This is a genomic window from Pradoshia sp. (genome assembly GCF_051873915.1).
In the GTDB taxonomy this organism is placed as follows: Bacteria; Bacillota; Bacilli; order Bacillales; family Pradoshiaceae; genus Pradoshia.
Genome location: NZ_JBJEFJ010000191.1, coordinates 1 through 26,724, shown reverse-complemented (window position 1 = coordinate 26,724; position 26,724 = coordinate 1). Strand labels below are relative to the sequence as shown.

Here is a 26,724-nt window from a genome sequence, read left to right as displayed (position 1 = left end):
GAGTCCGTTCTGCCGAAAATAGCTTTCACGTCCATATGGGGTACAAGAGTATAAAAAAACTGTAGACCAACCCTTAATGGATTTTGTCTACAGTCTGAGAGCAGCACGAAAAAGCACTGCTCTTTGTGTATTTGAAAAATTAGTTAATATACAGATTGCTCACCAGAATATTCGATATGACATCGGTTGGGATGACAAACTCTACTGTTCCCATATAACCTGGAGCCGCTTCGTACTTATTAAAAACAATCACCAATTTATGATCTGCATTAATGTAGAATGGCTGATTCTCCTTGATTTGTTTGAATTCACCAGGTTCTCCATGCTCTATCCAATAGCTTTTATTTGAATCTGCCTTCATTTGCTGTTTCATTTGTGTTTTGATTTCTTCGCTAATGACCTCTATATAACGGTCATCTTTAAATAAGCTCTTTAGTGAGAGTAAGATTTCATTTTGTTTATCAATCGTATCATACTTATTTTCAACATAGCTTGAGGCTTGGGTTTGTTCCGTATAACGTCGGATGGATAGAATGCGTTTGTTATCTGTCAGTACCTCATAATCGCTGTTAATAGCTGTATTGCCGTTTTGTCCAGCTTTTAAAGCTGCCATGGACTCCTCAAATTGCTTGTATAGCTCCTTACCCTCTGCAATATATTTGGAATTGAGACTGTTTTGAAGTTCGGTATTATCTAATCCCTCTATCGCAGGGGTCTTAATTTCAATACTTGAGTTATTTTTCGTTTCCTTTATTTCTTGAAAGGTGAGGATTCTTACTATTTTTCCGATTACCGGTACATCCGATAACGTATTGGCCAATGCAGGGCTGATGTTAAGGGTGATGGTTAAAAGCAGGGCAGCTGCAGCTGTTAAAGCGGCGGCCTTCCAAAATAGATTCTTCCTCTTAGGACGAGTGCGGAGGGCTTTGTTAACCACTTCATCTAATTCATCCGGTATCGGGATGGAATGGTACTCTGCCTTCAATTGTTCTAATCGTTTATCCACTTGATTGATTCCTCCTTGTATTCCTATTCCATTTTCAGACGCAGCATTTTATGGGCCTTATATAATCTTGTTTTTATCGTATTGATATTGACATCCAGAACCTCTGCAATCTCCTCCATTTTAAAATCCTCAAAATATCTCAGAATAATGATGATTTTATATTTATGGGGAAGTTCATCAAGCGCCTTGCGTAAGTCCAAATCCGTATAATGATCAGCCTTTCCATTTTGTAAGGCTGATAATTGTTGGTTATCGGTTAATATGGTTTTCTTTCGCTTACGTAAAAGGTCCAATGATGTATGGACAATAATCTTATAAAACCAGCTTTTCATGGAATTGATATCTTGTATTTTATCAAGTGATAGGAGTGCTTTTTGGATGGATTCCTGCACGACGTCTAAAGCATCCTGTTCATTTTTCACATAGCTGTAGGCTAGCCGGTAGTAGCTTTCTTTTTGCTCGGTAATAAGGGTTATAAGTGAATGGCGGATATCCTTATTCTTCATCTCATAGTAGAGCTCCTTCCCTTTTACTCTTTGGGAGATTCAATGGAATGATTGAAACGTTTCATTTATCTTCCTAATACTAGACGCACTGATAAGCCAAAAAGTTTGTATGTAAAAAATATTTTTCTGCTAAAACTTTTTCGTTTTCTGCTCCGTCTATCAAATAGAATTAGATCATTAATCAACCGGGGAGAGAAACATCCTATGAACAAAAGAAAGCTTCACAAAAAACGCATCTTTATTTTGCTGTCATCTTTAGTCGTGCTGATTGGCGCTGTCGTCAGGACAAATGCATCAAAAGCAAATACTTCTCCTATTCGAATGGATGAGAAATATCCGCTTGTCGAAATCATTCATACCACTGATAAGGAAAAGGGCATTACCATAGACTATCCATTCTTTCATCTAGAAGAAGTTGATCAAGCAATAGAAACCTATTTAAAAGAGACAATCACACCATGTACGAATAAAGAACAGTTAATCGTCACATACGAGATTGTTCACTACAGTCAGCAAACCGTATCCATTATTTTCACGGAAAAAAATAAAGAGAAATCATTCAATCATATGGTTACTATCGATCTTGCCAATGGCAAAATCATTCGATTAGATGACCTGTTTAAAAATGAAAGTGATTATTTGAGCCTATTATCTGACATTGCGTATAACGAGCTTAAGAATAAGGAGGATATCCTTCTTTCCAATAAAGAATTAGCAGAAGCTGCGGCTCCGACAGAAGATCGTTTTCAAGAATTTACCCTATTGAATAAGGCCATTATTTTTTATCTCACAGTTGGTGACCAGATGGCCGATACACAATTGATTATCAGCAAAGAATTACTTAAGGACATGCTCGAGGATAAATATATATCAGTTGAATTAAACAAAGATAGGATAGAGGATATCAATCCGCCAAATATGATTACGGAACTGCCGAAAAAAGACATTCAGATAGCACCAGACCAAAAGGTGATTGCACTCACGTTTGATGATGGTCCGAAAAAAGGTACAACAGATAGTATTCTCAAAGCTTTAAGAAAATATGATGCACATGCTACTTTTTTTGTACTAGGAAGTATGGCTGAAAAAAATCCGGAGCTGCTCCGGGATATGGTGGAACAAGGAAATGATGTTGGCAGTCACACGTGGGATCACAGGCTAATGACCAAGCTGAGTGAGGAAGAGATGATAAAACAAATTAATCAAACGAATTCGCTTATTAAAGAAATGACAGGGAAGGAGGCGACGCTGTTCAGACCGCCATATGGCGCTTATGATCAAAGAGTGACCAGCCATTTAGGGAAGAATACGGATGTCATTTTATGGGACGTCGATCCCGAGGATTGGAAATATCGAAATAAAGACCATATCGTACAATCTGTTCTGAATCAAGCTGGTGATGGTAAAATAATACTGATGCATGATATCTATAAAACAAGTGCAGAAGCAGCCGTTGAGATTATGGAAAAGCTGACAGCTCAAGGGTATAAAATCGTCTCTGTCTCCGAATTACAAGAAATACAGAAACAAAGAGAGCTAGCTTCGTAATAGGTCATCATAAATATGTTTGCTGGGGCATCTATCTATTCGTCGAGTATGGGTAGATGCTTTTTATTCAAGAAGAATGTTCATAAGCAGCTGGAATTAATGACTTTGGTACAAGATGGTGAAATGGGTTTTAAGCTTATCCATCTTCCTGTTGTGAAAGCTTTTGTTGACTCGCTATACTAGGGGCCATCATCCTCTGCTTATTTTAGGCTTACGTCCTGCACAAAATGGAAGTCGGAGTTTTCCCGTCTAATAATGATAAAAAAGAAACACTGGTTCTGTGTGATGAATTGCAGGGAGATCAGTGTTTTTATGTTGTTGGAACAGTATATTTAGGTGAGCCCAAAAGGAAAATTTTGAATGGAAAGTATTTACAATTAAAGAGCTGTATTGTATAGTTGGTTACAGAGGTATACAACTATACAAATAATCAACTTGGACCGAACAGGGTTAAGAGAGGAGTATTCCTATTGAAGCCAGTATTAGATGAGTCGCTGCCCATCTTTCAGCAAATTGCACAAATCATAAGAGATGACATAGTTGAAGAAACATTAGTGGAAGGGGAAAGGGTCCCATCTGAAAATGAACTTTCCAGCTTTTATAACATCAATAGGGCTACAGTGAGGAAAGGCCTGCAAACGTTGGTTGATGAAGGAATCATATACAAAAAACGTGGAATTGGCATGTTTGTTATGGAAGGAGCAAAAGAAAAATTAGTCAATGAGCGAAAAAAACAGTACAAGAAGGAATATATATGGCCGCTGCTTGAAGAAGGAAAGCGCTTGGGGATGAGTGTTGATAAGGTAATCGAATTAATAAAAGAGGAGGATCAGAAATGATTCGCGTGGAGAATGTTACCTTTGGTTACGAGAACGCATTAGCACTTAAGGATATTTCTTTCAGTGAAGAGGAACGAGGCATTATCGCCATTTGGGGCCGTAATGGAGCTGGAAAAACGACACTGATGAAACTTCTTGCAGGACATGAAAAGCCAGACAAAGGAAAGGTTGAAATTATGGGGATGGCACCTTATAACCATACGAAAGCTGTCCAGCATATCTGTTATATGCAAGAGGATCATCCGTTTAGCGCTATCTGGAGTGTGAAGGATGCATTGAGGATTGCGGGTTATTATTATGCTAATTGGGATCAGGACTTAGCTCAAAGGTTGTTAAAGACCTTTCAATTGAATGAAAGGAAGAAAATATCTAAGCTGTCGAAGGGAATGAAGTCCGCGCTGCAATTTATCATTGGAATTTCCAGTCATGCGGACATTACCATCCTAGATGAACCAAGTAATGGTTTAGATGCAAGCTTGCGTAAGAAAATGAATCAGTCTTTACGGGAAAGTCATGAGATTCATCCACGATTAATCCTTTTATCTACTCACCATATCGAGGAAATCCAGTCTTTATGCGAATCACTGGTTGTCATACATGATAAAAAGGTCTTGTTACATGAATCGATTGATGACATAAGAGAGTACGGGGTATGGTTGGCAGGCGAAAAAACCAAGATCGAGAAGTTATTAGATGGACAAAAACCATTAGAAATACACAAATTAGGTTCAAGTGTAAAAGTGATGATTGATGTACCATATAATGATGAATGGAAGGAATTTGCATCCACACACGGACTCTCGATTGAAAAAGCCAAGCTTCAAGATTATTTACTCAATAAAACAGAGGAGGCAGTATAGGGTGAATTCTTTATACGGAACGGTACGGTTAGTATCTGAAGATTCCCTTTGGTTCTTTGGAAGGCTTTTGTTTCTTTATATTACGGTTCCCCTAACATTAATCTGGCTCCTTATTGGCTATCTATTTGAAATAGGAAATGATGTAGTTGTCGTCATATCAGGGCCAACTTATTTCTTTATTGCCTTCTTTGGAATCGCTGGTTTTAAGTCTTTGTTCCCCATAGTCATTGGGTTGGGAAGCACGAGGACACAATTTCTCAAAGTATTCTATGGAGTCAGTATATTGGGTGTTGGTTTAAGTATCTTATTACTAAATCTATTGCAACGTATATTAAAAGCAGTCTTTCTACAATGGGATATCCATTCAACGATCATGCACCCGGGATTATTCTTAGTAAATGAATATCATTTCTTCACGTATCTTTGGATCGATCTCATGTTGGGCTTGTTTCTGATTGGGATTCCTTTTTTTCTATACAGCATTCATTATAGATTGGGAATAAGTAAAAGTTTGATTATTCTTATGCTGTTATCGTTTGTTACAATGCTTCTGTATTATGGCGGGTATTTGCAAAACAGTATAGAGTGGATGATGGGACTGGATTTAGAAGCTATAAAAATGAATCTTATTACCGTATTGGGCTTATGCGGAATAGGAGCGTTTCTATTAACCTATCCAATCATGAGAAATGCCTCATTAAAGCCTAAGTCAAGAAAAGAATAACCGTGATTGACGGATTGATAAACTTTCCCCTAGGGGTAGAAAGTGAACTGGTAAAAATAAACAAGACAGGGGGAGCGGAAATCATCCGGTTTTCCTGTCTTGTTCGTTTGCAGGCCAATACAAATGCTGGATTTTTTAAGAATAATGAACGATCTTAATAAGCACTCCAGCCGCCATCAGCCGTAATCACCACGCCATTGATCAACTGTGATTGATCGGACGCAAGGAAGAGGGCGATGTTCGCGATATCGGAAACTTGGCCAGCCTTGGTGATCATGTTCACGCCGCGGGTGGCCTGCTTCATGCCGAATGGGTCAATATTCGTCATTTTTGCACTGAAGCCTGTTTCGACATGACCAGGGGCGATTGCATTGGCACGGATATTGAGCGGACCGTAATGTGAGGCAACGTTTTTCGTCATCCCGACAACAGCATGCTTAGCAGCCGTATAGGTTAAGCCGCCGCGTCCGCCCATGACACCGGAAAGAGAGGCCATATTGACGATAGTGCCTCCGCCGTTTTCTTCAAAATGAGGGAGAATGCGGCGTATGCAACGCATGACACCGGTTACATTGATGTCCATTACGCGATTCCAGATATCATCCTCTACATTAGCGGCGGCCTGCATATTATCGCCGACACCTGCATTGTTCACTAAGATATCGATGCGGCCGAATTTCGCGATGGATTCCTCCACCATGCGCTGTACATCCTCTTCATTAGATACATTGACTTTGACGCCCATAGCCGTATAGCCCGCATCTATCAGTTCTTTCACAGTTGCATTCATGACTTCCTCGTTAAAATCGGCAATGACCACTTTAGCTCCTTCTTGTGCATAGGTGGTGGCGATTTCTTTTCCAATTCCAGAGCCGCTTCCGGTAATAATGGCTACCTTGTTTTCTAAGAGTTTCATTTTAATCCCTCCAATGTTTTAATTTACAATTCTATTATACTATAAACTCATTATTCTGATAAAATTATACACTCATGAGAAATTTTGAATACATATTCTGTATAATATTGGAGTGAGAATGGCATTGCAGGTTTTTTATTTTGATGAAAAGTTTTGAAGAATAGTAAATCAAGTCAGCTCTCTTTCTTTGTCGAATTATTCTCGTTATCTGTAATTGACAGATAACGGAAGGCTGCGATAGAATCACCTTGTAAACATTTGCCAAATGGAGGTGGTGAACTCGCAGCTTAAGGACCGGATTCTTGCCACATCTCTCATGCTTTTTGAGAAGCACGGCTTTCATAGTGTCACAGTGAAGGACATCGTGGAGGCGAGCGGGACCTCAAAGGGCGGTTTTTATCATCATTATCGTTCTAAGGACGATCTTCTGTTTTCCATTCATGACACATTTATCTCCTATGTTTTGGCTAAGGCGAAGGAAGCAAACCTTACTTGTCAGACCCCAGCAGAGAAGCTAGCGCAGATCATTCATTCATTTGCGAAAGTCTTTGATATGTATCAGCCCCACATATCCGTTTTTTATCAAGAGAGCAAATATTTAAAGCCGGAGCTCGACCAGCTCATTAAGGTGAAGCGGGATGAGTACCGCCTGCTGATCAATGAAGTGATTGCCAGCGGCCAGGCGACCGGTGAATTCAGACGGGAGATTCCCTTTGATATTAGTGGTATGGCCATTTTAGGGATTGTGAATTGGACCTCCAAATGGTATCAGCGCAATGGGGAGCGCTCCATTGATGAGATAGCGGATATCTTCACGGATTTCATTATGCATGCCTTGTTGACGGAAAAAGCGAAAGAGACGTATTCCTTTTATTTTTTGGACAAAAGTAAAGCGCTTACAAATGTAAAAGGCAGACCAACCAGTCGGTCTTAAATGATGGAGGTTTAGGATATGGATTTTGAATTATCGGCAGAACAACGGATGGTAAAGGATTTAGCAAGAGAATTTGCTCAGGCAGAATTGAAGCCGCTTGCGATTGAGCTTGACCGCGAGTCCCGCTTCCCAGAGGAAATCTTCATGAAGATGGGTGAGCTTGGCCTGCTCGGTATTCCATTTCCAGAGGAATATGGCGGATCAGGCGGGGATACGATTTCCTATGCGCTTGCTGTTGAGGAGATTGGCCGTGCCTGCGGCGGAAGCGGTCTCAGCTATGCAGCGGCGGTTTCTTTAGGTGCGAGTCCCATCTATTATTTCGGGACGGAGGAGCAGAAGAAGAAGTATTTGACTCCATTAGCCAGCGGAAAGGGACTTGCCTCCTTTGGCTTAACGGAGCCGAATGCCGGCTCAGATGCCGGGGGCACACGCACGACGGCGAAACTCGAGGGAGACGAATACGTCATTAACGGGGAGAAGTGCTGGATTACCAATGCCGGATTTGCAGATTTCATCACGGTGACAGCGGCTGTCGCCGGCAAGGAGAAAAACGGCAAGAAGGTCATCTCAGCCTTCATCGTTCCAGCTGATGCGGAAGGTGTCACCATTCGCAGTGATTACGAAAAAATGGGCGTACGGGCATCGAATACATGCGAAATCATCCTCGAGAATGTCCGGGTACCAAAGGAAAATGTGCTTGGTGACCCAGATGGCGGATTCAAGCAGTTTCTTTACACATTAGACGGGGGCAGAATCTCGATTGCGGCTTTATCCGTTGGGATTGCCCAGGCTGCCTTTGACCGGGCGCTTGCCTACAGTAAGGAAAGAATTCAGTTCGGCCAATCGATTTCGAAGTTCCAGGCTATTCAGTTCAAGCTGGCTGATATGGCAATGGAGATTGAGCTGGCACGGAATATGGTCTTGAAGGCCGCATGGCTGAAGGATAAGGGCAAGCCGTTCACGAAGGAGTCTGCTTATGCGAAGCTGTTTGCCTCTGAAATGGGCTTCCGTACATGTAACCAGGCCATCCAAATTCATGGCGGCAATGGATATATGCGTGAATACGAGGTGGAACGTTACTTAAGAGATATTAAGTTGATGGAGATTGGCGAGGGGACATCAGAGATCCAGCGGCTTGTCATCTCCCGCCAGCTAGGTTGCTAGTCTTTATGGATAAAAGATTAGGAGGATTGATGTGATGGCAGATTTGGTAGAGCTGACAGTCGGCGGTTTATTGGAAGAGGTTGCGGCGAAATTCGGCGATCGGGATGCGGTCGTTTATCCAGAGCTTGGCTTCCGGCTGACCTATAAGGAGTTTGACGAGCAGACAAATGAGGCGGCAAAGGCGTTTATGGCGCTTGGAATCGAAAAAGGGGACCATCTGGCCGTTTGGACTACGAATCAGCCGGAATGGCTGACAACGCAATTTGCAACGGGAAAGATGGGAGCCGTGCTTGTGACGGTGAATACGAGCTACCGGGCAAGTGAGCTTGAGTACCTGCTGCGCCAGTCAGAGTCCGGCACCTTTATCCTGCAGGAGAGCTTTCGGGATCATTCCTATATCGAGACGCTGTATGAGATTATTCCTGAGCTGAAGGACAGTCAGCCTGGAGAGCTGCATTCGGAAAAATTCCCGCATCTGAGGCGTGTGATTGTTCTGGGAGATAAGTCATATCCAGGTACATACACCTGGTCTGAGGTCATGCAGATGGCCGGTAAGATTAGTCACGGAAAGCTCCAGAAGCGCAAGAAATCCCTTCACCGGGACGATGTCATCAATATGCAGTACACCTCAGGGACGACGGGATTCCCGAAAGGGGTCATGCTTACTCATTATAATATCGTCAATAATGCCATCAACATTGCAGAAGGAATGAAGCTCACGCAAAGAGACCGGATGTGTATACCCGTACCGTTCTTCCATTGCTTCGGCTGTGTGCTTGGTACCTTGACAGCTGTTTCAGCCGGGGCGGCAATGGTTCCGCTCCTTGAATTCAATCCTCGCAAGGTATTGCAGACAGTCCAGGATGAGAAATGCACCGCCCTCCATGGCGTGCCGACCATGTTTATCGCCGAGATGAATCTTGAAGACTTTGAAAGCTATAATCTTTCCTCCCTGCGGACTGGCATTATGGCAGGTTCCACTTGCCCGATAGAGGTCATGAAGGGTGTCGTGGAACGAATGGGAGCAAGCGAGCTCACGATTGTGTTTGGCCAGACGGAATCATCTCCAGGTATTACCCAGACACGAACGGATGACCCGCTTGATTTGCGCGTCACCTCGATTGGCCGCCCAATGCCGAATATCGAGGTGAAGATTGTGGAGCCGGGAACGGAGAAGGAGGTCCCTAAACTGGAGCATGGGGAGCTGATCACAAGGGGCTACCATGTGATGAAGGGGTATTATAATGACCCGCATGCGACTAAGGCGGCGATTTCACCTGACGGCTGGCTTCACACCGGCGATCTCGCCGTGATGGATGATAATGGCTATTGCTCGATTACGGGGCGGCTGAAGGACATGATTATCCGGGGCGGGGAGAATATTTATCCGCGTGAGATTGAGGAATTCCTTTATCAGCATCCGCAAATTATGGATGTTCAGGTAATTGGGGTGCCAGATGAGAAATACGGGGAGGAATTAATGGCGTGGATCATTCCAAGGGAGGGGCATAATCTGACCGCAGAGGATGTGCGTGCCTACTGTGAAGGGAAGATCTCCCGCTTCAAGATTCCGCGCTATATCGAATTCATCGATGAGTACCCGATGACGGCCTCAGGCAAAATCCAAAAATACAAGCTTCGTGAAAAATCAGCTGAAATACTGAAAGCATAGGAGGCGCTTACGACATTATGTTCAAAAAACTATTAATTGCTAACCGGGGCGAAATCGCCTCCCGCATCATTCGTGCCTGTAAGAAGCTCGATATAGAATCAGTGGCCGTTTATTCGGAGGCGGATAAGGAGGCTCCTTTTGTGAAGGAGGCTGACCATGCCCGCCTGCTCGGCGGTCCAAGGGTCAACGAGAGCTATTTGAACACAGCCAAGATTATCGAAATCGCGAAGGAGGAAGGCGTGGAAGCCATCCATCCCGGCTATGGGTTCCTGAGTGAGAGCGAGCAGTTTGCCCGTATATGCAAGGAGGAAGGAATCATCTTCATCGGCCCCTCTCCCTCCGTGATTGAAGCGATGGGAATCAAGACGAAGGCGCGCAAAATCATGGAGGAGGCCGGGGTGCCGGTCGTTCCCGGGTTATCAGATGCGACGATGAATGTGGAGGCTGCACTAAACGCCGCTCAGAAAATCGGTTATCCGGTCATGCTGAAGGCATCTGCTGGAGGCGGCGGAATCGGCATGCAGCGAGTGAATCATGCTGCTGAACTGGAAAAAGCCTTCGCCGGCAACCAAAAGCGGGCGGAATCCTTCTTTGGCAATGGAGAAATGTTCGTCGAGAAATTAGTCGAGAATGCCCGCCATATCGAGATCCAAGTACTGGCTGACTCATACGGGAATGCGGTGTATCTAGGAGAGAGAGAATGCTCCATCCAGCGCCGCAACCAGAAGGTCGTAGAGGAAGCTCCATCTCCGTTTGTGGATGAGCATCTCCGCCGCAGGATGGGGGAAGCGGCCATTCGTGCAGTCAAGAAATTGGGCTATGAAAATGCCGGCACATTAGAATTTCTGGTCGATGCGGAGAAGAACTTTTATTTCCTCGAGATGAACACCCGCCTTCAAGTGGAGCATCCAGTGACGGAGGAGGTCACGGGTATCGATATCGTCGTGGAACAAATCCGTATTGCAAATGGGGAGAGACTTTCTGTTACGCAGGAGGATGTCACCATTACAGGTCATTCGATTGAGGTTCGTATATATGCGGAGGACCCGGTGACCTTTTATCCATCCCCAGGGCAAATCACGAGACTGGAGCTTCCCGAGGGACCACAGATTCGCCATGAAATCGGCATTGACGGACATACCTTGGTCAGCCCCTTTTATGATCCGATGCTGGCAAAGCTCATCGTCTCAGGCGCGGACCGGCAAGAGGCGATTGACTCGCTCGCACAGGCGCTTTGCGATTACAAAATAGAAGGTATCAAAACCAATATCCCCATCCTCCAAGACATCATTGACCATGAGGCATTCAAGAATGGGGACATGAACACAAGCTTTATTGATACACATATGAAAAAACAACGAAATGGATAGGAGGAAGAAACATGGCACAAGAGATTAAAGCCAGCATGGCAGGAAGCGTTTGGAAGGTTCAAGTGAAGCAAGGGGATTCCGTTACAAGCGGGGATGACATCGTCATTTTAGAATCCATGAAGATGGAGATTCCCATTGCCGCTGAAGTGGATGGACAGATCAGCGAGGTGCTCGTGAACGAAGGGGATTTCGTGAATGAAGGAGACGTACTCGCCCGAATGGACTGAGGAAAGAAGAACTAGAAACGGGAGGGATAGGTAACCATGATTGAACAATGGAGCGAGGACACTGGGATCCATGTGATTAGGCTCAACAGGCCGGAGCATGCCAATGCATTGTCGATGGCCCTGCTTAAGGAGCTTCAGGAAGCCTTACAGGCGATAAAGAATAAGGAAGAGATTCGCTGCGTTCTCTTGACGGGAAGCGGTGAGCGGGTGTTCTGTGCGGGGGCAGATCTTAAAGAGAGAAAGGGCCTTCCTGAAAGCGAGGTCAAGCAAGCCGTTGCTCTCATCAGTGACACAATCAATCTGCTGGAGGAGGTTCCCCAGCCGACCATCGCCTGCTTAAACGGCTCTGCCTTTGGCGGAGGGCTTGAATTGGCCCTTGCCTGTGACATCCGCCTTACAGCGGCAGAGGCAAAGATGGGCTTAACGGAGACTACGCTTGGCATTATTCCGGGGGCTGGCGGAACACAGCGGCTTCCGCGTATTGTCGGCATCGCAAAGGCAAAGGAAATGATTTATACCGGAAAGCGAATCGCAGCGAGTGAAGCGCTTGAGATCGGCCTCGTCAATGCAGTCGTGCCGCAGGAGGAATTAATGCAAACGGGGATGGAATGGGCCGGCCAGATTGCCGCAAACGGACCAATTGCCGTTAGAGCAGCCAAAAAAGCGATTAACAGCAGTCTTGATACCGATATCGCCTCAGGGCTTGAGGTTGAGAACCAATGCTATCAAATGACCATCCCGACAGAGGACCGTCTGGAGGGGTTGCGGGCATTTGCGGAGAAGAGAAAGCCTGTCTATAAAGGAATCTAGCTTTCGAAAGGAAGGGTTTGAATCATGGATACTATTCAAGCAGAATTAAACGAGCGAATTTCCCGCATAAAAGAAGGCGGGCAGGAGAAATACCATCAAAAAAACAAGGAAGCAGGGAAGCTGTTTGTTCGAGACCGTCTGAACCTGCTGCTTGATAACGGACTCGAGTCAGAGGATGCCCTATTCGCCAATTGCGAGGCAGAGGATCTGCCGGCTGATGGTGTGGTAACAGGACTCGGATCTATTAACGGGCAGGCGGTTGCCGTCATGGCGAATGATTCGACCATTAAGGCAGGCTCATGGGGCTCAAGAACGGTCGAGAAAATCATCCGCATTCAGGAGACCGCGGATAAGCTGCAGATTCCGATGCTGTATCTTGTCGATTCAGCAGGAGCCCGTATAACAGACCAGGTTGAGATGTTCCCTGGCAGGCGCGGAGCTGGACGCATTTTCTATAATCAGGTGAAAATGTCCGGCAAGGTGCCGCAAATCTGTTTATTGTTTGGACCTTCCGCTGCCGGAGGAGCCTATATCCCGGCCTTTTGTGACATCGTCGTGATGGTAGAGGGCAATGCCTCCATGTACCTCGGATCACCGCGTATGTCAGAGATGGTAATCGGGGAGAAGGTAACCCTTGAACAAATGGGCGGTGCGAGGATGCATTGCTCGGTTTCGGGCTGCGGGGATGTGCTGGCGAAGAGTGAAGAGGAGGCCATTGAGTTTGCCCGTCGATATTTGTCTTATTTTCCAGCAAATTTTACGGAAAAACCGAAGGCATTCGAGCCAAGGGCCGCTGCGCAATTGGCAAAGCCGCTTGAGGAGCTTCTGCCGAACAATCAAAATGCACCCTTTGATATGTATGAGTTAATCAAGGGCGTCATTGATGAGGACTCCTTCTGCGAAATCAAGAAGCTGTTCGCACCTGAGCTCATCACGGGACTTGCCCGTCTGCAAGGGAAGCCGGTCGGCATTATTGCCAATCAGCCGCGTGTCAAAGGCGGCGTTCTTTTCCATGATTCAGCGGATAAGGCGGCGAAGTTCATTCATTTATGCGATGCCTATCATATTCCGCTTCTATTCCTTGCGGATATCCCAGGCTTCATGATTGGCACAAAGGTCGAGCAGGCAGGGATCATCCGCCATGGTGCAAAGATGATTGCCGCGATGAGTGAGGCAACTGTGCCGAAGATCTCTGTCATTGTCCGTAAAGCATATGGTGCGGGCCTTTATGCGATGGCCGGCCCTGCCTTTGAGCCGGATTGCTGTCTTGCCCTCCCGAATGCCTCGATTGCGGTTATGGGACCGGAAGCAGCCGTGAACGCTGTCTATGCCAATAAGATTGCTGCCTTGCCAGAGGAAGAGCGCCAGGCCTTTGTCATGCAAAAGCGGGAGGAATATAAAGAGGATATTAATCTCTATCACCTTGCCTCAGAGATGATCATTGACGGGATTGTCGAGCCGCAAAACCTTCGTCAGGAGCTTTCAACAAGATTCCGTCTATACGAAAGCAAGCAGCAAGTGTTCACGACAAGAAAGCACCCGGTTTATCCGGTGTAACGGGAGGGACTTGACATGCAAATGTCTAAATGGGTGCCTGATGAGGAATCGATGAAATCACTTCGGCTCGTGCAATGGATGGAGGAATTGAATCTCCCTGATTATGATTCGTTCTATCAGAAGTCCATCCAGGAGCCGGAATGGTTCTGGTCGGCAGTGGAAAAAGAGCTTGGATTTGTCTGGAAGAAGCCGTATGAAGAGGTCTTGAACCTTGATAACGGGATTGCCCGCCCGCATTGGTATGTCGGAGGGGAATGCAATCTCGTTGATACGGCATTGGCAAAATGGGCGGAAACGGACCGGATGGCCATACTTTGGGAGGGCGAACAAGGGGAAGTGAGGGAATACACCTATGCCGAGCTTCATGCTTGGGTAAGCCAGGTCGCTTCCGGCTTGCAAAAGGCCGGCATCCAAAAGGGTGACCGCATTACTCTCTTTATGCCCATGATTCCGGAGGCGGCCGTTTCCATTCTCGCCGCTGCCAAAATTGGCGCGATTATCTCACCAATCTTCTCAGGCTATGCAGAAGAAGCGTTAAAAACCCGGGTTATTGCTGCTGGTGCGAAGATGATCATTACCGCTGACTCCTTTTTGCGCCGAGGCAAGCAAGTGGATATGCTGCAAACCGTACGCAATGCCCTCCCAGAACTTGGCGGTGTGGAAACAATCGTCGTTGTCGGCGGCAGCGATTTAGAAGCTCCATTCATGGATTGGTCAAGGCTGGAGGAGGCTGGCTCCCTTGAGGAATCCGTCCGGATGAAAAGCGATGACCCATTCATGCTGATCTATACCTCAGGGACGACGGGCAAGCCGAAGGGAACGGTTCACACTCATGCAGGGTTTCCAATTAAGGCAGCCATTGATGCCCGTATGGCGATGGACTTAGTAGAAGGGGACCGCCTCCTTTGGGTAACCGATATGGGCTGGATGATGGGACCCTTCCAGCTGTTCGCAAGTTTGATGAACGGGGCGGCAATGGTCATGTATGACGGGGTCCCTGATTATCCAGAATCCGATCGTCTCTGGAAGCTTGTCCACAAGTGGCGTGTCACTCAGCTGGGAATCTCCCCAACCCTTATCCGCTCACTGATGGCAAAGGGAGAGGGCTGGCTTGATGGGCATGATTTAAGCTCGTTAAAGGTGTTCGCTTCAACAGGTGAGCCATGGAATTCCGCCTCCTGGCTCTGGCTCTTCCAGCAGGCAGGCAAATGTCTGATTCCCATTATCAACTATTCCGGCGGCACGGAAATCTCCGGCGGCATTCTCGGCAATGTGCTCGTAAAGCCCATCACACCGGCTGCCTTTAATACCCCATTGCCAGGAATGGAGGTAGTTGTTCTGGATGAGAACGGCCAGCAGGTAGTAAATAAGGTTGGCGAGCTTTGTCTGACAAAGCCGTGGGTCGGGATGACCAATGGTTTCTGGAATGAGCCGGAGCGCTACATAAAGACATACTGGAGTACCTATGACGGCTATTGGGTTCACGGCGACTGGGTTGAAACAGACGGGGAGTCCTGGGAAATCAAGGGCCGATCGGATGATACACTCAATATTGCCGGCAAGCGGGTTGGACCGACTGAATATGAATCGATTCTCGTCAAGCATGAGGATGTCGTGGAAGCGGCAGCCATCGGAATACCTGATTCGATCAAGGGGGAGGCCTGCCTATGCTTTGCTGTCTTAAAGGGACATGTCAAAGCCAGCAAGCTCCTGGAAGACGAGCTGCTTGAGATGATTGGGCATGGTCTTGGGAAGGCATTAAAGCCTAAAGGAATCTATTTCTTATCAGACCTTCCAAAGACGAGAAATCAGAAAATCATGAGACGGGTTATTAAATCCGCCTATTTGCAGCAGGAGCCCGGAGATTTATCCTCCTTAGTGAATCCGGAGGTTGTAAGGGAAATCGCCCTGTGCAACGAAGAAGACATAGCAGGTAATCATAGAAGTGAAGGCGATCTGATGAGAGGAAATCAATAATTTGTTGATAAGTCGAAAAGAAAAACAGAATTCCAGCAATGGAATGTTTGATGTGATATAGGTTGTTTTCATGTAAACGAGCGGAAGGGGGCTGTTTCAAAAGTCATTCAATGATTTTTGAAACAGCCCCCTCCTTTGTCATTATAGGCTCATTATTTCCAATCAAATTTTATCGATTTTGCTTTTAAAAGATAGAGCCAAGCAAGGGTAGTGAAAGAAATAAAGATCAACATCGTAATGGCTAATCCGCTTGTATAACTACTCCAGGCTAATGAACCAACAGTCATGCCGATACTGCCGACTACAGTAAATCCGAAATTCATGACAGAGGATGCTGCCCCGACATCTGTCTCAGTAGCTGATAATAATAAATCTGAAATCATTGGTCGGAAATAGGTCGATACAATCGAATAAATGACGTATGACAATAAGAAAATGATCGGACCTGCATGACCTACTGTGAGTATTAATACCGCTGAAATGATGGAGACAATAATCCCGATATTGATTGCTTTCTTGACAGAACCCGCTCCGAATTTCATGTAAATGACTGGACCCAAAATAGCAGCGGCGGAGTTAATGGCGAAATAGATACTGAAGGTTGTTTCCGAAACACCAAAACCATCAATATAAATATAGGAGGCAATAGCCAGGTAAGCCATATACGGTGCTGCAATTAATGCTCCAACCATTAATACGCTTGTAAAATGACGGTTTCTGGCTATTTTGCCTAATCCCAAAATAGACTGAATGGTGCTCCCTTGCGTGCGTTCATGCCTTGGTAACGTTTCCTGTAAAAGGAGAGCACCAATGAGGGAAATACCTGTTAAGATGGCCAAGGCAATAAATGTCATTTTCCAATCAAAGATACTTAAAATGAGTGCTCCTAAAAGAGGAGCTAACATTGGAGCCAGCAGTCCGAATGCTTGTGTAACAGATAATACTTGTGACATTGATTTTCCTTCAAAGCTATCTTTAATTAAGGCTGTCGCAATCGCTACCATACCGCCTGCACCTACCGCTGAAGCTGCACGCGCAATAATTAAGAAGGTGATGGTTGGAGAAATTGCACACAGGCCACTAAATATCAAAGAAATAGAAATACTTGCAATCAAGATCGGTTTTCGGCCATATTTATCACTCATTGGACCTAGAATTAAAATGCCGATTGCCATGAAAATAAAAAAGATCGTCATGGTAGAACTCATTAATGTAGAGGATGTCTTAAAGTATGCCGTCATTTCAGGCAACGCCGGCATATATAAGTCAGTCGATAATGGCGGTATCATCGATAGTATGGTAATCAATGCGATTAAACCAGAATTCTTTAAATACTTTTGCTTCATAACTAAACTCCTTGTATAACATATAGCTTGCTATATAAGTGTGGAAAAATAAATGCATCACATATGACGTAATGCATTTGCGGCCATCCTACTCATGAAAGGCTTTAATAGATGAATCTCTTCATCCGAAAATCCCTCTAAAAGCATTTGCTCTGTTTGATGAATACTTTGATAAATAGCATCAAGAACATCTAGTGCAGCGCCAGTTAATGAAATAATGCGAGCTCTCGAATCGTCTGGGTCGATGTGACGGACGATAAAATTCTTATGCTCCAGCCGGTTTAATAAGCCTGTTACAGTCGGATTCGAATAATTCAAGGCACGCTCAATATCACGCTGCCGGAACACTTTATCTGATTCATGCGCAAGTAATATAATGACATCTGCCTGACTTTTCGTTAAGCCAATCTGCTTCAGATGTTCATCTCCAATTCGTTTCACAAGATGCTCAATCATTTTCACATGTGTAAGAACAATAGGCTCTTTTTGGGAATTCTTCATTATAGCACCTCACTTATAAAAGCATCTTTCGGAATTATATAGCTAGCTATATAATCTGTCAACTACCTTCAATTCTATCGTCGCATTTCTTGGGTTAACGAAATGAAGCAGTACGGTTTGGAATCGAAGTATCTTTTGAGCTTCATTTAAACCGTAAAAATATTATGTAAACAAAAACAAATTTCGATTTTTCCTCAGACTTCTGTATATAATGATACCTATATAGAAGAAGTAATATGTTGATGGGAGTACTGAATGGTGGATATTTTGGAAAAAGGGTACATCGCTGCCGTAGAAAAAGCAAAGAATGATGTACTGAATGATCTATATCTTTATTTCGAACAAACGGATGAAAAGCCTACGTTCGATGAGTATATGCGTTATACCGGCGGCCGCTTTGAGCAAATTTGGCGATTGGCCTGGAAGAGCAAGACCGTCCAGCGCATGAACCGGTATGAGAAGCTCCGATTTTTGGAGAGCCGTGGTTTGTCAGCAGACGGCTTATCCAAAAAAGGCATCAATAAGCTGATTGAACAGGAGCTTGATGGCTACCGTACATTTGATCTGCATAATTGGGTCGTTGATTATTTTAAACAATCCCCGCATTTATGGGATGAATTATATGAGGATGTGAAGGTGAAGAAGCAGAAGGAATACTTCGAGACCCGCATCTTAAAGGATAGTATGCTGGATAGTTTAATGCAGGCACGGATGAAATTATACATCTTCCTGCGAGCGGATGTGGCAAAGCATTTAGCGTTTGAGCTGGAGGGGATTCCAAAGGCAAATCTTCATGGGGCAAAGACGCTCGCTGATCTTTTTCACCTGGATATTCAGCGAAGCGACGGTGAATGGGTGCTTGAGGATTTTGAACTGGAGGCATTCATTGGAAGGCTGACCTATGAGAGAATCATTCCAGCTATTCAAAACAGTCTGCCAGATGAATTGAAGGAACAGTACGAGCTGCTAAGCGGTGAGAAAATCAGCCGCCATCTTATATGGCAGCTGATTGGCGGTAGGATTGAGGAGTTAGAATGGGAATTCCAGGAGGAACTCGAACAGGAGCAGGTAAATGAGCTGCTGGAAGCGGCGGCGATTCCCTTTCAGTATGAGACCCATTACCGGCTGTATCACGAGCAGGCGGAAAACCGAGAGCGCAAACGGGCCGAAGAGCTTGCGGAGCAAAGAAGGCTGGAGGAGGAAAAGAACCGACAGCTGGAGGACATCTTCGGCAAGGAATACCGCACGTCCATTTATCAAAATACGCGGTATGTGCTTCATATCGGAGAAACGAATACCGGCAAGACATATCAGGCATTGAAACAGATGAAGGCCGCACCTACTGGTATTTATTTGGCTCCATTGAGGCTTCTCGCGCTCGAGGTTTATGAGGCGTTAAGAAGCGAGGGTATTTCCTGTGCCCTGAAGACTGGGGAAGAGGAGAAGCATATGGAGGATGCGACTCACTTCTCCTGCACAGTCGAGATGTTCCATGAGAAGGATTATTATGACGTGATGGTCATAGATGAGGCGCAGATGATTGCCGATAAAGACCGTGGTTTCTCCTGGTACCGGGCCATTCAAAAGGCTCATGCGAGGGAGGTCCATATCATTGGAAGCCATAGTGCGAAAAAGATGCTATTGAACATGCTTGAGGGAAATGATGTGGAGCTGCATGAATATCACCGGAATGTCCCTCTTAAGGTGGAGGAAAAACCGTTTAAGCTGTCTCATGTGAAGCAAGGGGATGCCTTGATTGTCTTCTCACGCGCGAAGGTGCTCCAGACAGCCTCCCGACTGGAAAGGGACGGTCATAAGGTCAGCATCATCTACGGAAGTATGCCCCCTGAGACAAGGGCTAAGCAGATGAAGCGATTCATTGATAAGGAATCAAAGGTCATCGTTTCAACGGATGCCATCGGAATGGGGTTAAACCTGCCAATCCGCCGTGTCGTCTTCCTTGAAAACGAGAAATTTGACGGAACGAGAAGAAGGATGCTCACCTCCCAGGAAGTAAAGCAGCTAGCTGGACGTGCCGGCAGGAAGGGTCTCTACAACGTCGGTTTGGTTGCCTTTACCTCGCAAATTGACGTCATGACAAGACTTTTAGAGGATGAGGATAAGTCGATCAATACCTTCACGATTGCCCCGACCCAGCAGGTGTTTGACCGGTTTGCCCGCTATCATTCTTCCCTTGAGCATTTCTTCTACCTATGGGGAGAATTCAAAAATCCACATGGGACGAAGAAGGCGCCGCTGACTCAGGAACGGGAGTTGTATGAGCATATCCGAAACACCGATATTGAACGACGGTTCTCGCCAAGTGATTTATACGGATTCCTGCATCTTCCGTTCTCAAGCAATGAACCAGCACTGGTGCGGCAATGGATGGCCAACATGAAGGCCGTCATTCATAACTCAGATCTGCCAGAGCCCATTATGAAGCAGGATACACTGGATGAATTGGAGCTTTCCTATAAATCCATCGGCCTTCATTTATTGTTCCTTTACCGGCTTGGCCGGAAAACGGAGGCCTATTATTGGGAGCGGATCCGGGAAGAAATCAGTACACGGGCTCACTCGAAGCTCCGAACAGATGTGAAGAAATATCAGAAGAAATGCCGATCATGCGGCAAGTCACTGCCTGGTGAGTACCCCTATAATATTTGCCAATCCTGTTATGATGACAGGCTGTTGCAAAGGCATCATTATCGGGGCAGAAACTTTAGATAAAGTGAAACGACCATCCGTGAGTGTTTTTCCCCCGTGGATGGTTAGTTGAGCCAATTGGGCTTTTATGGACAGTTGACCTCCCACGAAAGCATCTCGATGATCCTGTAGGTTAGTGGGAGTTTTACGGTCCGTAAATGCGGGATAAACAAAAAGCAGCATTCCATGAATTTTTGGGGTGCTGCTTTTTCCGGTTTTTTCAAAAATATTTTATAATGAGAGAAAAGAGGGTGAGGTGAGGGCAGTGAAGGTGGAGGATGTGTTCGGTTCATTTCCTGCTTTAGAAACGGAACGGCTGTTATTGAGAAAGCTGACGAAGGACGACGCGCAAGATGTGTTTGAGTATGGCTCTGACCCTAAGGTCACGAAATACGTGACGTGGAACACGCATCAATCATTGAAAGATACCCGAGAATTTATGGAGTTTTCCTTAGGGAAATATGAGAATAAGGAACTCGCTCCATGGGGAATGGAATGGAAAGAGAACGGCAAGCTGATTGGGACAATCGATTTCGTCTCATGGGACATTCGGAACCGAGTGGGGGAGATTGGCTATGTCCTATCACGTGATTACTGGGGAAAAGGCATCACGACAGAGGCAGCCAAAAAAGTGATTGAGTTTGGATTTGAGGAAATGGATTTAGTGCGTATCCAGGCTCGATGCTCTACAGAAAATGCAGGCTCTGAGCGGGTGATGCAGAAAGCTGGGATGAGCTATGAAGGCATTATTCGAAAAGGGTTGTTCGCTAAGGGAAAACATCATGACTTGAAGCTGTATTCCATTTTGCGAGAGGAGTACGATGCTAGAGGCGGAGGGAGAAAGAAATGAATAAACGACTGGACCCGTTAAGCGCTTCTATGAGGATTATCGAGAAATATTTCCCGGATTGTCACGGAGCAATCCTGTCCGGCAGCGCAGCTCGCGGGAGAGTGACAGAGACTTCAGATTTGGATATCATCGTTTTTGATGATTGTCTCCAGGACTCTTATCGTGAGTCGTTCATCGATTTTGGCTGGCCCATTGAGGTATTTGTCCATAATTTGACCTCTTATCAGATTTATTTCGAGCGTGATTGCCGGGACGGAAGGGCTTCCTTGCCGCGAATGATAGCTGAGGGAACGGTGTTGAAGGATATGGGAGCGTTGAAGAAGATTCAGGATGAGGCAAAGGCATTGCTAATGAATGGCCCAGAGGTGTGGACACAGGATACGATTACATACAAGCGGTATTTTATCACAGATCTATTGGATGATTTAATAGGAAGTCAAAATCGAGGGGAACGCATCTTTATCGCTGGGAGTCTGGCTGAACGATTGAGCGAGTTTGTGCTTAGGACAAATAGGCAATGGACGGGCTCATCTAAATGGATGATTCGCTCTTTGTCCCAGTATGATAAAGAATTGGCGGATGGTTTTATGGAAGCTTTTGATCATTTCTATAAAACGGATGATACGAAACCGATTGAAAGGGCAGCAGCCAGTATACTTGAACCGTATGGCGGAAGGCTGTTCGAGGGTTTTTCACTAGGAAAATAGAATAGGAAGAAGAACAATGCTTGAGCCTCGCTCAAGCATTTTTTTGTGCGGTTATGCTGCATAAACTCTAGTAAACATTCATATAGTCTACTAAGAATCTAGCAATTGAAGGAAAAAACCAGCCGTTTAATAGGCTGGCTCTTGATTAGTGAATATTTCTGTATAGGCCGATGACTTTTCCTAAAATGCTGACATTTTGAAGGATAATGGGGTCTAGCATAGAGTTCTCCGGCTGTAAGCGGAAATGATTCTCTTCCTTGAAGAAACGTTTAACGGTTGCCTCGTCATCCTCGGTCATAGCGACGACAATCTCGCCGTTGTTGGCCGTATGCTGCTGGCGGACGATCACATAGTCACCGTCAAGGATGCCGGCTTCAATCATACTGTCTCCCATGATTTCAAGCATGAACACGTTCTCATCTGCCGGTGCCATATGCTCAGGTAGTGGGAAGTACTCCTCAATGTTCTCGATCGCGGTGATTGGCTGCCCTGCTGTAACCTTACCAATAAGAGGAACACTAACGGAGTTTGCTTTTGGAATATGATCATGCGGATCCATATCAAGAATCTCAATGGCACGCGGTTTCGTTGGGTCACGTCGAATGAGTCCCTTGCTTTCCAGCCGAGCTAAGTGTCCGTGAACGGTTGAGCTTGAGGCAAGTCCGACTGCTTCCCCAATCTCCCTTACGGAAGGCGGATACCCCTTCGTCCGAACTTCTTCTTTAATGTATAGTAAAATATCTTGCTGTCGCTTTGATAGTTTTGTTGTCATCTCCCGCACCTCTTTATCTGATCTTTGTCGTTATTATATCATGAGGGGAACACTAGTACAAACATAAGTTCGATTTTTCTTGTTGACATGAAACATTTGTTCGGTTTATACTGAATTTACGAAAAGCGAACATATATTCTTATTTTGTGGAGGGATTTTTACATATGAAACACGTTTGGTCTTCTTACTCATATACCATCATTTTTACGGTTGGACTTTTTCTTTTAATTTTATTGGCGACTGTCACGAATTTTGAAAAGAGCGATGATCAATATGTGAAAGTGACGGTTGAGAGCGGAGATACGTTATGGGCTATGGCAGAGCAGTACGAGGATGCGAATATGTCTACGACGGAATTTGTCAAATGGGTTCGAGAGGCTAATGAACTTCAAACTACCCACATTAAAGAAGGCCAAACGATCATCCTTCCGATTGAAAAGAATGCGGATATCCTGCATTTGGCAGACTCAAATAAAGAATAAACGCTATAATGAGACTAGTGAAGGCCGGGGCATTCGTTCCGGCCTTCCATGCATATCTCAGGAAGAAATTATAGAGAATGGTGAGAGAAATGAAGGTTGGAATTTACTGCAGGGTCAGTACAGAAAAGAGCACACAGGAGACCTCTCTTGATAGACAGGAGCAGGAATTAACCCAGCTTGCCGCAATGAAAGGCTTTGAGGTCGTCACGATTGAAAAGGAGCAGGCGAGCGGCTATGACTTGGAGCGGGAGGGAATCCTGGTCCTGCTCGAGCAAATGCGCAATAAAGAAATAGAAGGGCTTCTTATTCAGGATGAAACACGGCTAGGCCGGGGGAACGCGAAGATTGCCTTGATGCACTGCATCTATAAGGAGGGCATTAAGCTATATACCGTGACACATAACGGTGAGCTTGAAGTGTCTGAAACAGATGCCATGCTCCTGCAGATCATCAGCATTGTTGAGGAATATCAGCGCAAGCTGCAAAACAGCAAGATTCGCAGGGGGATGAAGCGGGCTATAGAGAATGGCTACAACCCTGCCAAGAATTTGTCGAATCAGCATGTCGGCGGCGGCAGGGAGCGTTCAGAGGTCCCAATCCAAGAGATTATCGCCCTAAGAATCAAAGGGCTGACATTTGCCGAGATTACGGAGAATTTAAATCGCAGAGGCTATGAGGTCTCAAAAGCGACGGTTCATCGCCGCTATGCGGAGCATGCCGAAAAACAAAAGCATGTATAATAGATACTTCTTGAAATAGTGTCGGTTTTTCTATACGATGTCAGTAATTGATTTTTTAGGAAAAGGAGCAATATACATGCTGCCAAAAAGCAAAATTAATCGAATTAATGAATTATCCAAGAAGGCGAAGGAAGGCAGCCTTACAACAGAGGAAGCGAAGGAACAATCCTTGCTGCGCGCTGAATATTTAGAGGCTTTCCGTGCTTCCATGAGAAAGACAATTGAGGGAGTAACCATCATTGACCCAGAAGGAAATGACGTGACACCGGAAAAGGTTAAGCAAATTCGCAATAAAAGACTTCATTAATGGGTAAGAGATAATAGGAGCTTCCACTCTTCGTTGAAATTTTTGTCAATTCTGTAGAATTGGGTAAATAATGTTGTCAATATAACTTTGTTTCATTTATAGTAAGACTGAAGTATGTTAATCGGAAAGGATGTAGACTGACTATGTTTACTGAAAAGGATCAATTAGCGATTACAGCTATTCGTACACTTTCAATTGATGCAATCGAAAAAGCCAATTCTGGTCACCCAGGGATGCCGATGGGCGCTGCGCCTATGGCCTACACATTATGGACTCGTTTCATGAACCATAATCCAAATAATCCAGAATGGTTCAACCGTGACCGTTTTGTGTTATCCGCAGGACACGGATCCATGCTTTTATACAGTCTTCTTCACTTATCCGGATATGGACTTGATATGGAAGAAATCAAGAATTTCCGTCAATGGGATTCTAAAACACCTGGCCACCCGGAATATGGCCACACTCGCGGGGTTGAAGCAACGACTGGTCCACTAGGACAAGGGATTGCAATGGCTGTTGGGATGGCAATGGCTGAACGTCATTTAGCCGCAACTTACAACAAAGAGAACTATGAAGTAGTCGACCATTATACATACAGCATCTGTGGAGATGGCGACTTAATGGAAGGCGTATCTGCAGAAGCAGCTTCATTGGCTGCACACTTGAAGCTTGGCCGTTTAGTCGTTCTATATGATTCTAATGATATCTCCCTTGATGGGGAATTGAACATGAGCTTCTCTGAAAGCGTAGCGGACCGCTTTAAGGCGTATGGCTGGCAATATATCCGCGTAGAAGACGGCAATGATTTGAGTGAGATTGCCAAAGCGCTGGAAGAGGCAAAAACAGATCTTGATCGTCCAACTATGATTGAAGTTAAAACAGTCATTGGTTATGGAGCACCGAATAAATCCGGTAAATCTGCCGTTCATGGCGCTCCGCTTGGCGAAGATGAAATGAAGCTGACGAAAGAATACTATAAATGGACATTCGAAGAAGACTTCTATGTACCTGAAGAAGTATATGAGACATTCAAAGATACAGTTATTGAAACAGGCGCTAAGAAAGAAGAGGAATGGAACCAATTATTCGCAAGCTATAAGGAAGAGTATCCAGAGCTTGCTGCTCAGCTTGAAACAGCTATCAATGGTGAGCTTCCAGAAGGCTGGGATAAAGACATTCCTGTTTATGAAGCAGGCAAGGCTGTTGCAACACGTAATTCCGGCGGCGAAGTGCTGAACGCCATTGCGAAAAATGTACCATCCTTATTCGGAGGTTCCGCTGACTTGGCTGGTTCAAACAAAACGATGCTGAATGGCGAGAAGGATTTCCTTCCAGGAGCTTATGACGGACGCAACATTTGGTTTGGTGTACGTGAATTTGGAATGGGTGCTGCGTTGAATGGTATGGCGCTTCATGGAGGACTCCATGTGTACGGCGGTACATTCTTTGTCTTCTCTGACTACCTGCGTCCAGCTATCCGTTTGGCTGCGCTTATGAACCTGCCTGTTACTTATGTGTTCACCCATGATAGTATCGCAGTAGGGGAAGATGGTCCGACACATGAGCCAATCGAGCATCTTGCGGCCTTGCGCGCAATGCCGAATGTTTCCTTGATCCGTCCAGCTGACAGCAATGAAGTGGCAGCGGCTTGGAAAGCGGCGCTTACTAGCAAGAATAAACCAACGGCGCTTGTTCTATCCCGCCAAAACCTCATGACATTGCCGTTGTCTGCTAAATTGGCAGAAGAGGGCGTTCAAAAGGGTGCCTATGTCGTATCTCCTGCTAAGAAAGACCAAGCAGATGCAATCCTTCTTGCATCCGGTTCTGAGGTTGGCCTTGCTGTTCAAGCCCAAGGCGTATTGGCTGGTGAAGGTATTGATGTATCTGTTGTCAGCATCCCGTCCTTCGACCGCTTCGAAGAGCAATCTGCGGAATACAAGGAATCTGTCCTTCCTAAATCCGTTAAGAAACGCTTGGCAATCGAGCTTGGCACTTCCTTCGGCTGGGAACGTTACACTGGCGATGAAGGCCGCGTACTTACGATGGACCGCTTCGGTGCATCTGCACCAGGAGATCTATTGATGGAGAAATTCGGTTTCACACCATCCAATGTGGTTTCCATCGTAAAAGACATGTTGAAATAAGCACGATGAAAAGCCGTCCAGCGTGGTATAAGCCCACAGGACGGCTTTTTCTT

At 45.4% G+C, this 26,724-nt stretch carries 25 protein-coding genes; 19 read left to right on the top strand and 6 right to left on the bottom strand.

The features are described from left to right. Positions 1–139: 139 nt before the first annotated feature. Together ACI35L_RS16550 and ACI35L_RS16545 are read right to left on the bottom strand one after the other, a co-directional pair. A complete protein-coding gene (locus tag ACI35L_RS16550; RefSeq protein ID WP_439803358.1) occupies positions 140–1,006 on the bottom strand; it encodes a DUF3298 domain-containing protein in 867 nt (288 codons plus the stop codon). A 23-nt stretch (positions 1,007–1,029) separates the two neighbouring features. Beyond that, positions 1,030–1,512, bottom strand: coding sequence for an RNA polymerase sigma factor (locus ACI35L_RS16545; protein ID WP_439803357.1), 483 nt, complete (start codon positions 1,510–1,512; stop codon positions 1,030–1,032). A 204-nt stretch (positions 1,513–1,716) separates the two neighbouring features. Here ACI35L_RS16545 and ACI35L_RS16540 point away from each other — a divergent pair, with 204 nt between their 5' ends. The 4 genes from ACI35L_RS16540 (at position 1,717) to ACI35L_RS16525 (ending at position 5,483) form a co-directional block, all read left to right on the top strand. Next, positions 1,717–3,060 (top strand): polysaccharide deacetylase family protein, encoded by a 1,344-nt coding sequence (locus tag ACI35L_RS16540; RefSeq protein WP_439803356.1) that lies wholly within the window; start codon positions 1,717–1,719, stop codon positions 3,058–3,060. Positions 3,061–3,530: 470 nt separating this feature from the next. Continuing rightward, positions 3,531–3,899: a GntR family transcriptional regulator gene (locus ACI35L_RS16535; RefSeq protein WP_049671055.1), complete on the top strand. Its 369-nt coding sequence runs from the start codon at positions 3,531–3,533 to the stop codon at positions 3,897–3,899. Next, complete coding sequence (locus ACI35L_RS16530; protein WP_439803355.1) at positions 3,896–4,759, top strand: ABC transporter ATP-binding protein; 864 nt, start codon at positions 3,896–3,898, stop codon at positions 4,757–4,759. Before ACI35L_RS16535 ends, ACI35L_RS16530 begins: the two co-directional genes overlap by 4 nt. Position 4,760: 1 nt before the next feature. Further along, on the top strand, positions 4,761–5,483 hold the full coding sequence (locus tag ACI35L_RS16525) for a hypothetical protein (RefSeq protein ID WP_439803354.1): 723 nt from the start codon (positions 4,761–4,763) through the stop codon (positions 5,481–5,483). Positions 5,484–5,637: 154 nt separating this feature from the next. On the opposite strand, the gene ACI35L_RS16520 is transcribed toward ACI35L_RS16525, so the two are convergent. Further along, entirely contained in the window at positions 5,638–6,399 is a 762-nt protein-coding gene (locus ACI35L_RS16520) for a glucose 1-dehydrogenase (RefSeq protein ID WP_049671052.1), read from the bottom strand. Between the two features lie 271 nt (positions 6,400–6,670). On the opposite strand from ACI35L_RS16520, the gene ACI35L_RS16515 reads away from it, so the two are divergent. From ACI35L_RS16515 to ACI35L_RS16480, 8 genes are read left to right on the top strand one after another with little or no spacing between them, the layout of a single operon-like run. Further along, entirely contained in the window at positions 6,671–7,333 is a 663-nt protein-coding gene (locus tag ACI35L_RS16515; protein ID WP_082197265.1) for a TetR/AcrR family transcriptional regulator, read from the top strand. A gap of 18 nt (positions 7,334–7,351) precedes the next feature. After that, positions 7,352–8,497: an acyl-CoA dehydrogenase family protein gene (locus tag ACI35L_RS16510; RefSeq protein WP_049671050.1), complete on the top strand. Its 1,146-nt coding sequence runs from the start codon at positions 7,352–7,354 to the stop codon at positions 8,495–8,497. 34 nt (positions 8,498–8,531) lie between these two features. After that, positions 8,532–10,169, top strand: coding sequence for an AMP-binding protein (locus ACI35L_RS16505; protein ID WP_439803353.1), 1,638 nt, complete (start codon positions 8,532–8,534; stop codon positions 10,167–10,169). 17 nt (positions 10,170–10,186) lie between these two features. After that, positions 10,187–11,539 (top strand): acetyl-CoA carboxylase biotin carboxylase subunit, encoded by a 1,353-nt coding sequence (locus ACI35L_RS16500; protein WP_439803352.1) that lies wholly within the window; start codon positions 10,187–10,189, stop codon positions 11,537–11,539. An 11-nt stretch (positions 11,540–11,550) separates the two neighbouring features. Then, complete coding sequence (locus ACI35L_RS16495) at positions 11,551–11,766, top strand: acetyl-CoA carboxylase biotin carboxyl carrier protein subunit (RefSeq protein ID WP_439803351.1); 216 nt, start codon at positions 11,551–11,553, stop codon at positions 11,764–11,766. Between the two features lie 36 nt (positions 11,767–11,802). After that, positions 11,803–12,576, top strand: coding sequence for an enoyl-CoA hydratase (locus ACI35L_RS16490; protein ID WP_439803350.1), 774 nt, complete (start codon positions 11,803–11,805; stop codon positions 12,574–12,576). Positions 12,577–12,600: 24 nt separating this feature from the next. Further along, the gene (locus tag ACI35L_RS16485; protein ID WP_439803349.1) at positions 12,601–14,133 is read left to right on the top strand and encodes an acyl-CoA carboxylase subunit beta; all 1,533 of its coding nucleotides are present in this window, start codon (positions 12,601–12,603) and stop codon (positions 14,131–14,133) included. A 15-nt stretch (positions 14,134–14,148) separates the two neighbouring features. Beyond that, complete coding sequence (locus tag ACI35L_RS16480; RefSeq protein ID WP_439803348.1) at positions 14,149–16,110, top strand: AMP-binding protein; 1,962 nt, start codon at positions 14,149–14,151, stop codon at positions 16,108–16,110. 152 nt (positions 16,111–16,262) lie between these two features. On the opposite strand, the gene ACI35L_RS16475 is transcribed toward ACI35L_RS16480, so the two are convergent. Then, complete coding sequence (locus ACI35L_RS16475; RefSeq protein WP_439803347.1) at positions 16,263–17,456, bottom strand: MFS transporter; 1,194 nt, start codon at positions 17,454–17,456, stop codon at positions 16,263–16,265. 57 nt (positions 17,457–17,513) lie between these two features. Further along, entirely contained in the window at positions 17,514–17,957 is a 444-nt protein-coding gene (locus tag ACI35L_RS16470; RefSeq protein ID WP_049671042.1) for a MarR family winged helix-turn-helix transcriptional regulator, read from the bottom strand. A gap of 255 nt (positions 17,958–18,212) precedes the next feature. Here ACI35L_RS16470 and ACI35L_RS16465 point away from each other — a divergent pair, with 255 nt between their 5' ends. From ACI35L_RS16465 to ACI35L_RS16455, 3 genes are all read left to right on the top strand, one after another. Beyond that, complete coding sequence (locus tag ACI35L_RS16465) at positions 18,213–20,690, top strand: DEAD/DEAH box helicase (protein WP_439803346.1); 2,478 nt, start codon at positions 18,213–18,215, stop codon at positions 20,688–20,690. Positions 20,691–20,931: 241 nt separating this feature from the next. Next, entirely contained in the window at positions 20,932–21,516 is a 585-nt protein-coding gene (locus tag ACI35L_RS16460) for a GNAT family N-acetyltransferase (RefSeq protein ID WP_439803359.1), read from the top strand. Further along, positions 21,513–22,223 carry a nucleotidyltransferase domain-containing protein gene (locus ACI35L_RS16455; RefSeq protein WP_439803345.1) on the top strand — a complete coding sequence of 237 codons (711 nt, stop codon included), beginning with the start codon at positions 21,513–21,515 and terminating at the stop codon, positions 22,221–22,223. Before ACI35L_RS16460 ends, ACI35L_RS16455 begins: the two co-directional genes overlap by 4 nt. A 145-nt stretch (positions 22,224–22,368) precedes the next feature. Here ACI35L_RS16455 and lexA read toward each other — a convergent pair whose 3' ends face one another. Next, positions 22,369–22,995, bottom strand: coding sequence for a transcriptional repressor LexA (lexA, locus tag ACI35L_RS16450; RefSeq protein ID WP_049671039.1), 627 nt, complete (start codon positions 22,993–22,995; stop codon positions 22,369–22,371). Between the two features lie 164 nt (positions 22,996–23,159). On the opposite strand from lexA, the gene yneA reads away from it, so the two are divergent. The 4 genes from yneA to tkt all read left to right on the top strand — a co-directional run bounded on the left by yneA (position 23,160) and on the right by tkt (position 26,671). Next, positions 23,160–23,477 (top strand): cell division suppressor protein YneA, encoded by a 318-nt coding sequence (gene yneA / locus ACI35L_RS16445; protein ID WP_049671038.1) that lies wholly within the window; start codon positions 23,160–23,162, stop codon positions 23,475–23,477. An 89-nt stretch (positions 23,478–23,566) separates the two neighbouring features. Further along, positions 23,567–24,217 (top strand): YneB family resolvase-like protein, encoded by a 651-nt coding sequence (locus ACI35L_RS16440; RefSeq protein ID WP_049672899.1) that lies wholly within the window; start codon positions 23,567–23,569, stop codon positions 24,215–24,217. A 76-nt stretch (positions 24,218–24,293) separates the two neighbouring features. After that, complete coding sequence (locus ACI35L_RS16435; RefSeq protein WP_049671037.1) at positions 24,294–24,524, top strand: DUF896 domain-containing protein; 231 nt, start codon at positions 24,294–24,296, stop codon at positions 24,522–24,524. Between the two features lie 143 nt (positions 24,525–24,667). Beyond that, positions 24,668–26,671, top strand: a complete 2,004-nt coding sequence (tkt, locus tag ACI35L_RS16430; protein WP_439803344.1) for a transketolase — start codon at positions 24,668–24,670, stop codon at positions 26,669–26,671. The last annotated feature ends 53 nt before the right edge of the window (positions 26,672–26,724 follow it).

Coding starts and splice junctions, on each gene's coding strand:
- ACI35L_RS16545 (WP_439803357.1), bottom strand. CDS start 1,512: ATGAAGAATAAGGATATCCGCCATTCACTTATAACCCTTATTACCGAG.
- ACI35L_RS16540 (WP_439803356.1), top strand. CDS start 1,717: ATGAACAAAAGAAAGCTTCACAAAAAACGCATCTTTATTTTGCTGTCA.
- ACI35L_RS16530 (WP_439803355.1), top strand. CDS start 3,896: ATGATTCGCGTGGAGAATGTTACCTTTGGTTACGAGAACGCATTAGCA.
- ACI35L_RS16520 (WP_049671052.1), bottom strand. CDS start 6,399: ATGAAACTCTTAGAAAACAAGGTAGCCATTATTACCGGAAGCGGCTCT.
- ACI35L_RS16510 (WP_049671050.1), top strand. CDS start 7,352: ATGGATTTTGAATTATCGGCAGAACAACGGATGGTAAAGGATTTAGCA.
- ACI35L_RS16505 (WP_439803353.1), top strand. CDS start 8,532: ATGGCAGATTTGGTAGAGCTGACAGTCGGCGGTTTATTGGAAGAGGTT.
- ACI35L_RS16500 (WP_439803352.1), top strand. CDS start 10,187: ATGTTCAAAAAACTATTAATTGCTAACCGGGGCGAAATCGCCTCCCGC.
- ACI35L_RS16495 (WP_439803351.1), top strand. CDS start 11,551: ATGGCACAAGAGATTAAAGCCAGCATGGCAGGAAGCGTTTGGAAGGTT.
- ACI35L_RS16490 (WP_439803350.1), top strand. CDS start 11,803: ATGATTGAACAATGGAGCGAGGACACTGGGATCCATGTGATTAGGCTC.
- ACI35L_RS16485 (WP_439803349.1), top strand. CDS start 12,601: ATGGATACTATTCAAGCAGAATTAAACGAGCGAATTTCCCGCATAAAA.
- ACI35L_RS16480 (WP_439803348.1), top strand. CDS start 14,149: ATGCAAATGTCTAAATGGGTGCCTGATGAGGAATCGATGAAATCACTT.
- ACI35L_RS16475 (WP_439803347.1), bottom strand. CDS start 17,456: ATGAAGCAAAAGTATTTAAAGAATTCTGGTTTAATCGCATTGATTACC.
- ACI35L_RS16470 (WP_049671042.1), bottom strand. CDS start 17,957: ATGAAGAATTCCCAAAAAGAGCCTATTGTTCTTACACATGTGAAAATG.
- ACI35L_RS16465 (WP_439803346.1), top strand. CDS start 18,213: ATGGTGGATATTTTGGAAAAAGGGTACATCGCTGCCGTAGAAAAAGCA.
- ACI35L_RS16455 (WP_439803345.1), top strand. CDS start 21,513: ATGAATAAACGACTGGACCCGTTAAGCGCTTCTATGAGGATTATCGAG.
- lexA (WP_049671039.1), bottom strand. CDS start 22,995: ATGACAACAAAACTATCAAAGCGACAGCAAGATATTTTACTATACATT.
- yneA (WP_049671038.1), top strand. CDS start 23,160: ATGAAACACGTTTGGTCTTCTTACTCATATACCATCATTTTTACGGTT.
- ACI35L_RS16440 (WP_049672899.1), top strand. CDS start 23,567: ATGAAGGTTGGAATTTACTGCAGGGTCAGTACAGAAAAGAGCACACAG.
- ACI35L_RS16435 (WP_049671037.1), top strand. CDS start 24,294: ATGCTGCCAAAAAGCAAAATTAATCGAATTAATGAATTATCCAAGAAG.
- tkt (WP_439803344.1), top strand. CDS start 24,668: ATGTTTACTGAAAAGGATCAATTAGCGATTACAGCTATTCGTACACTT.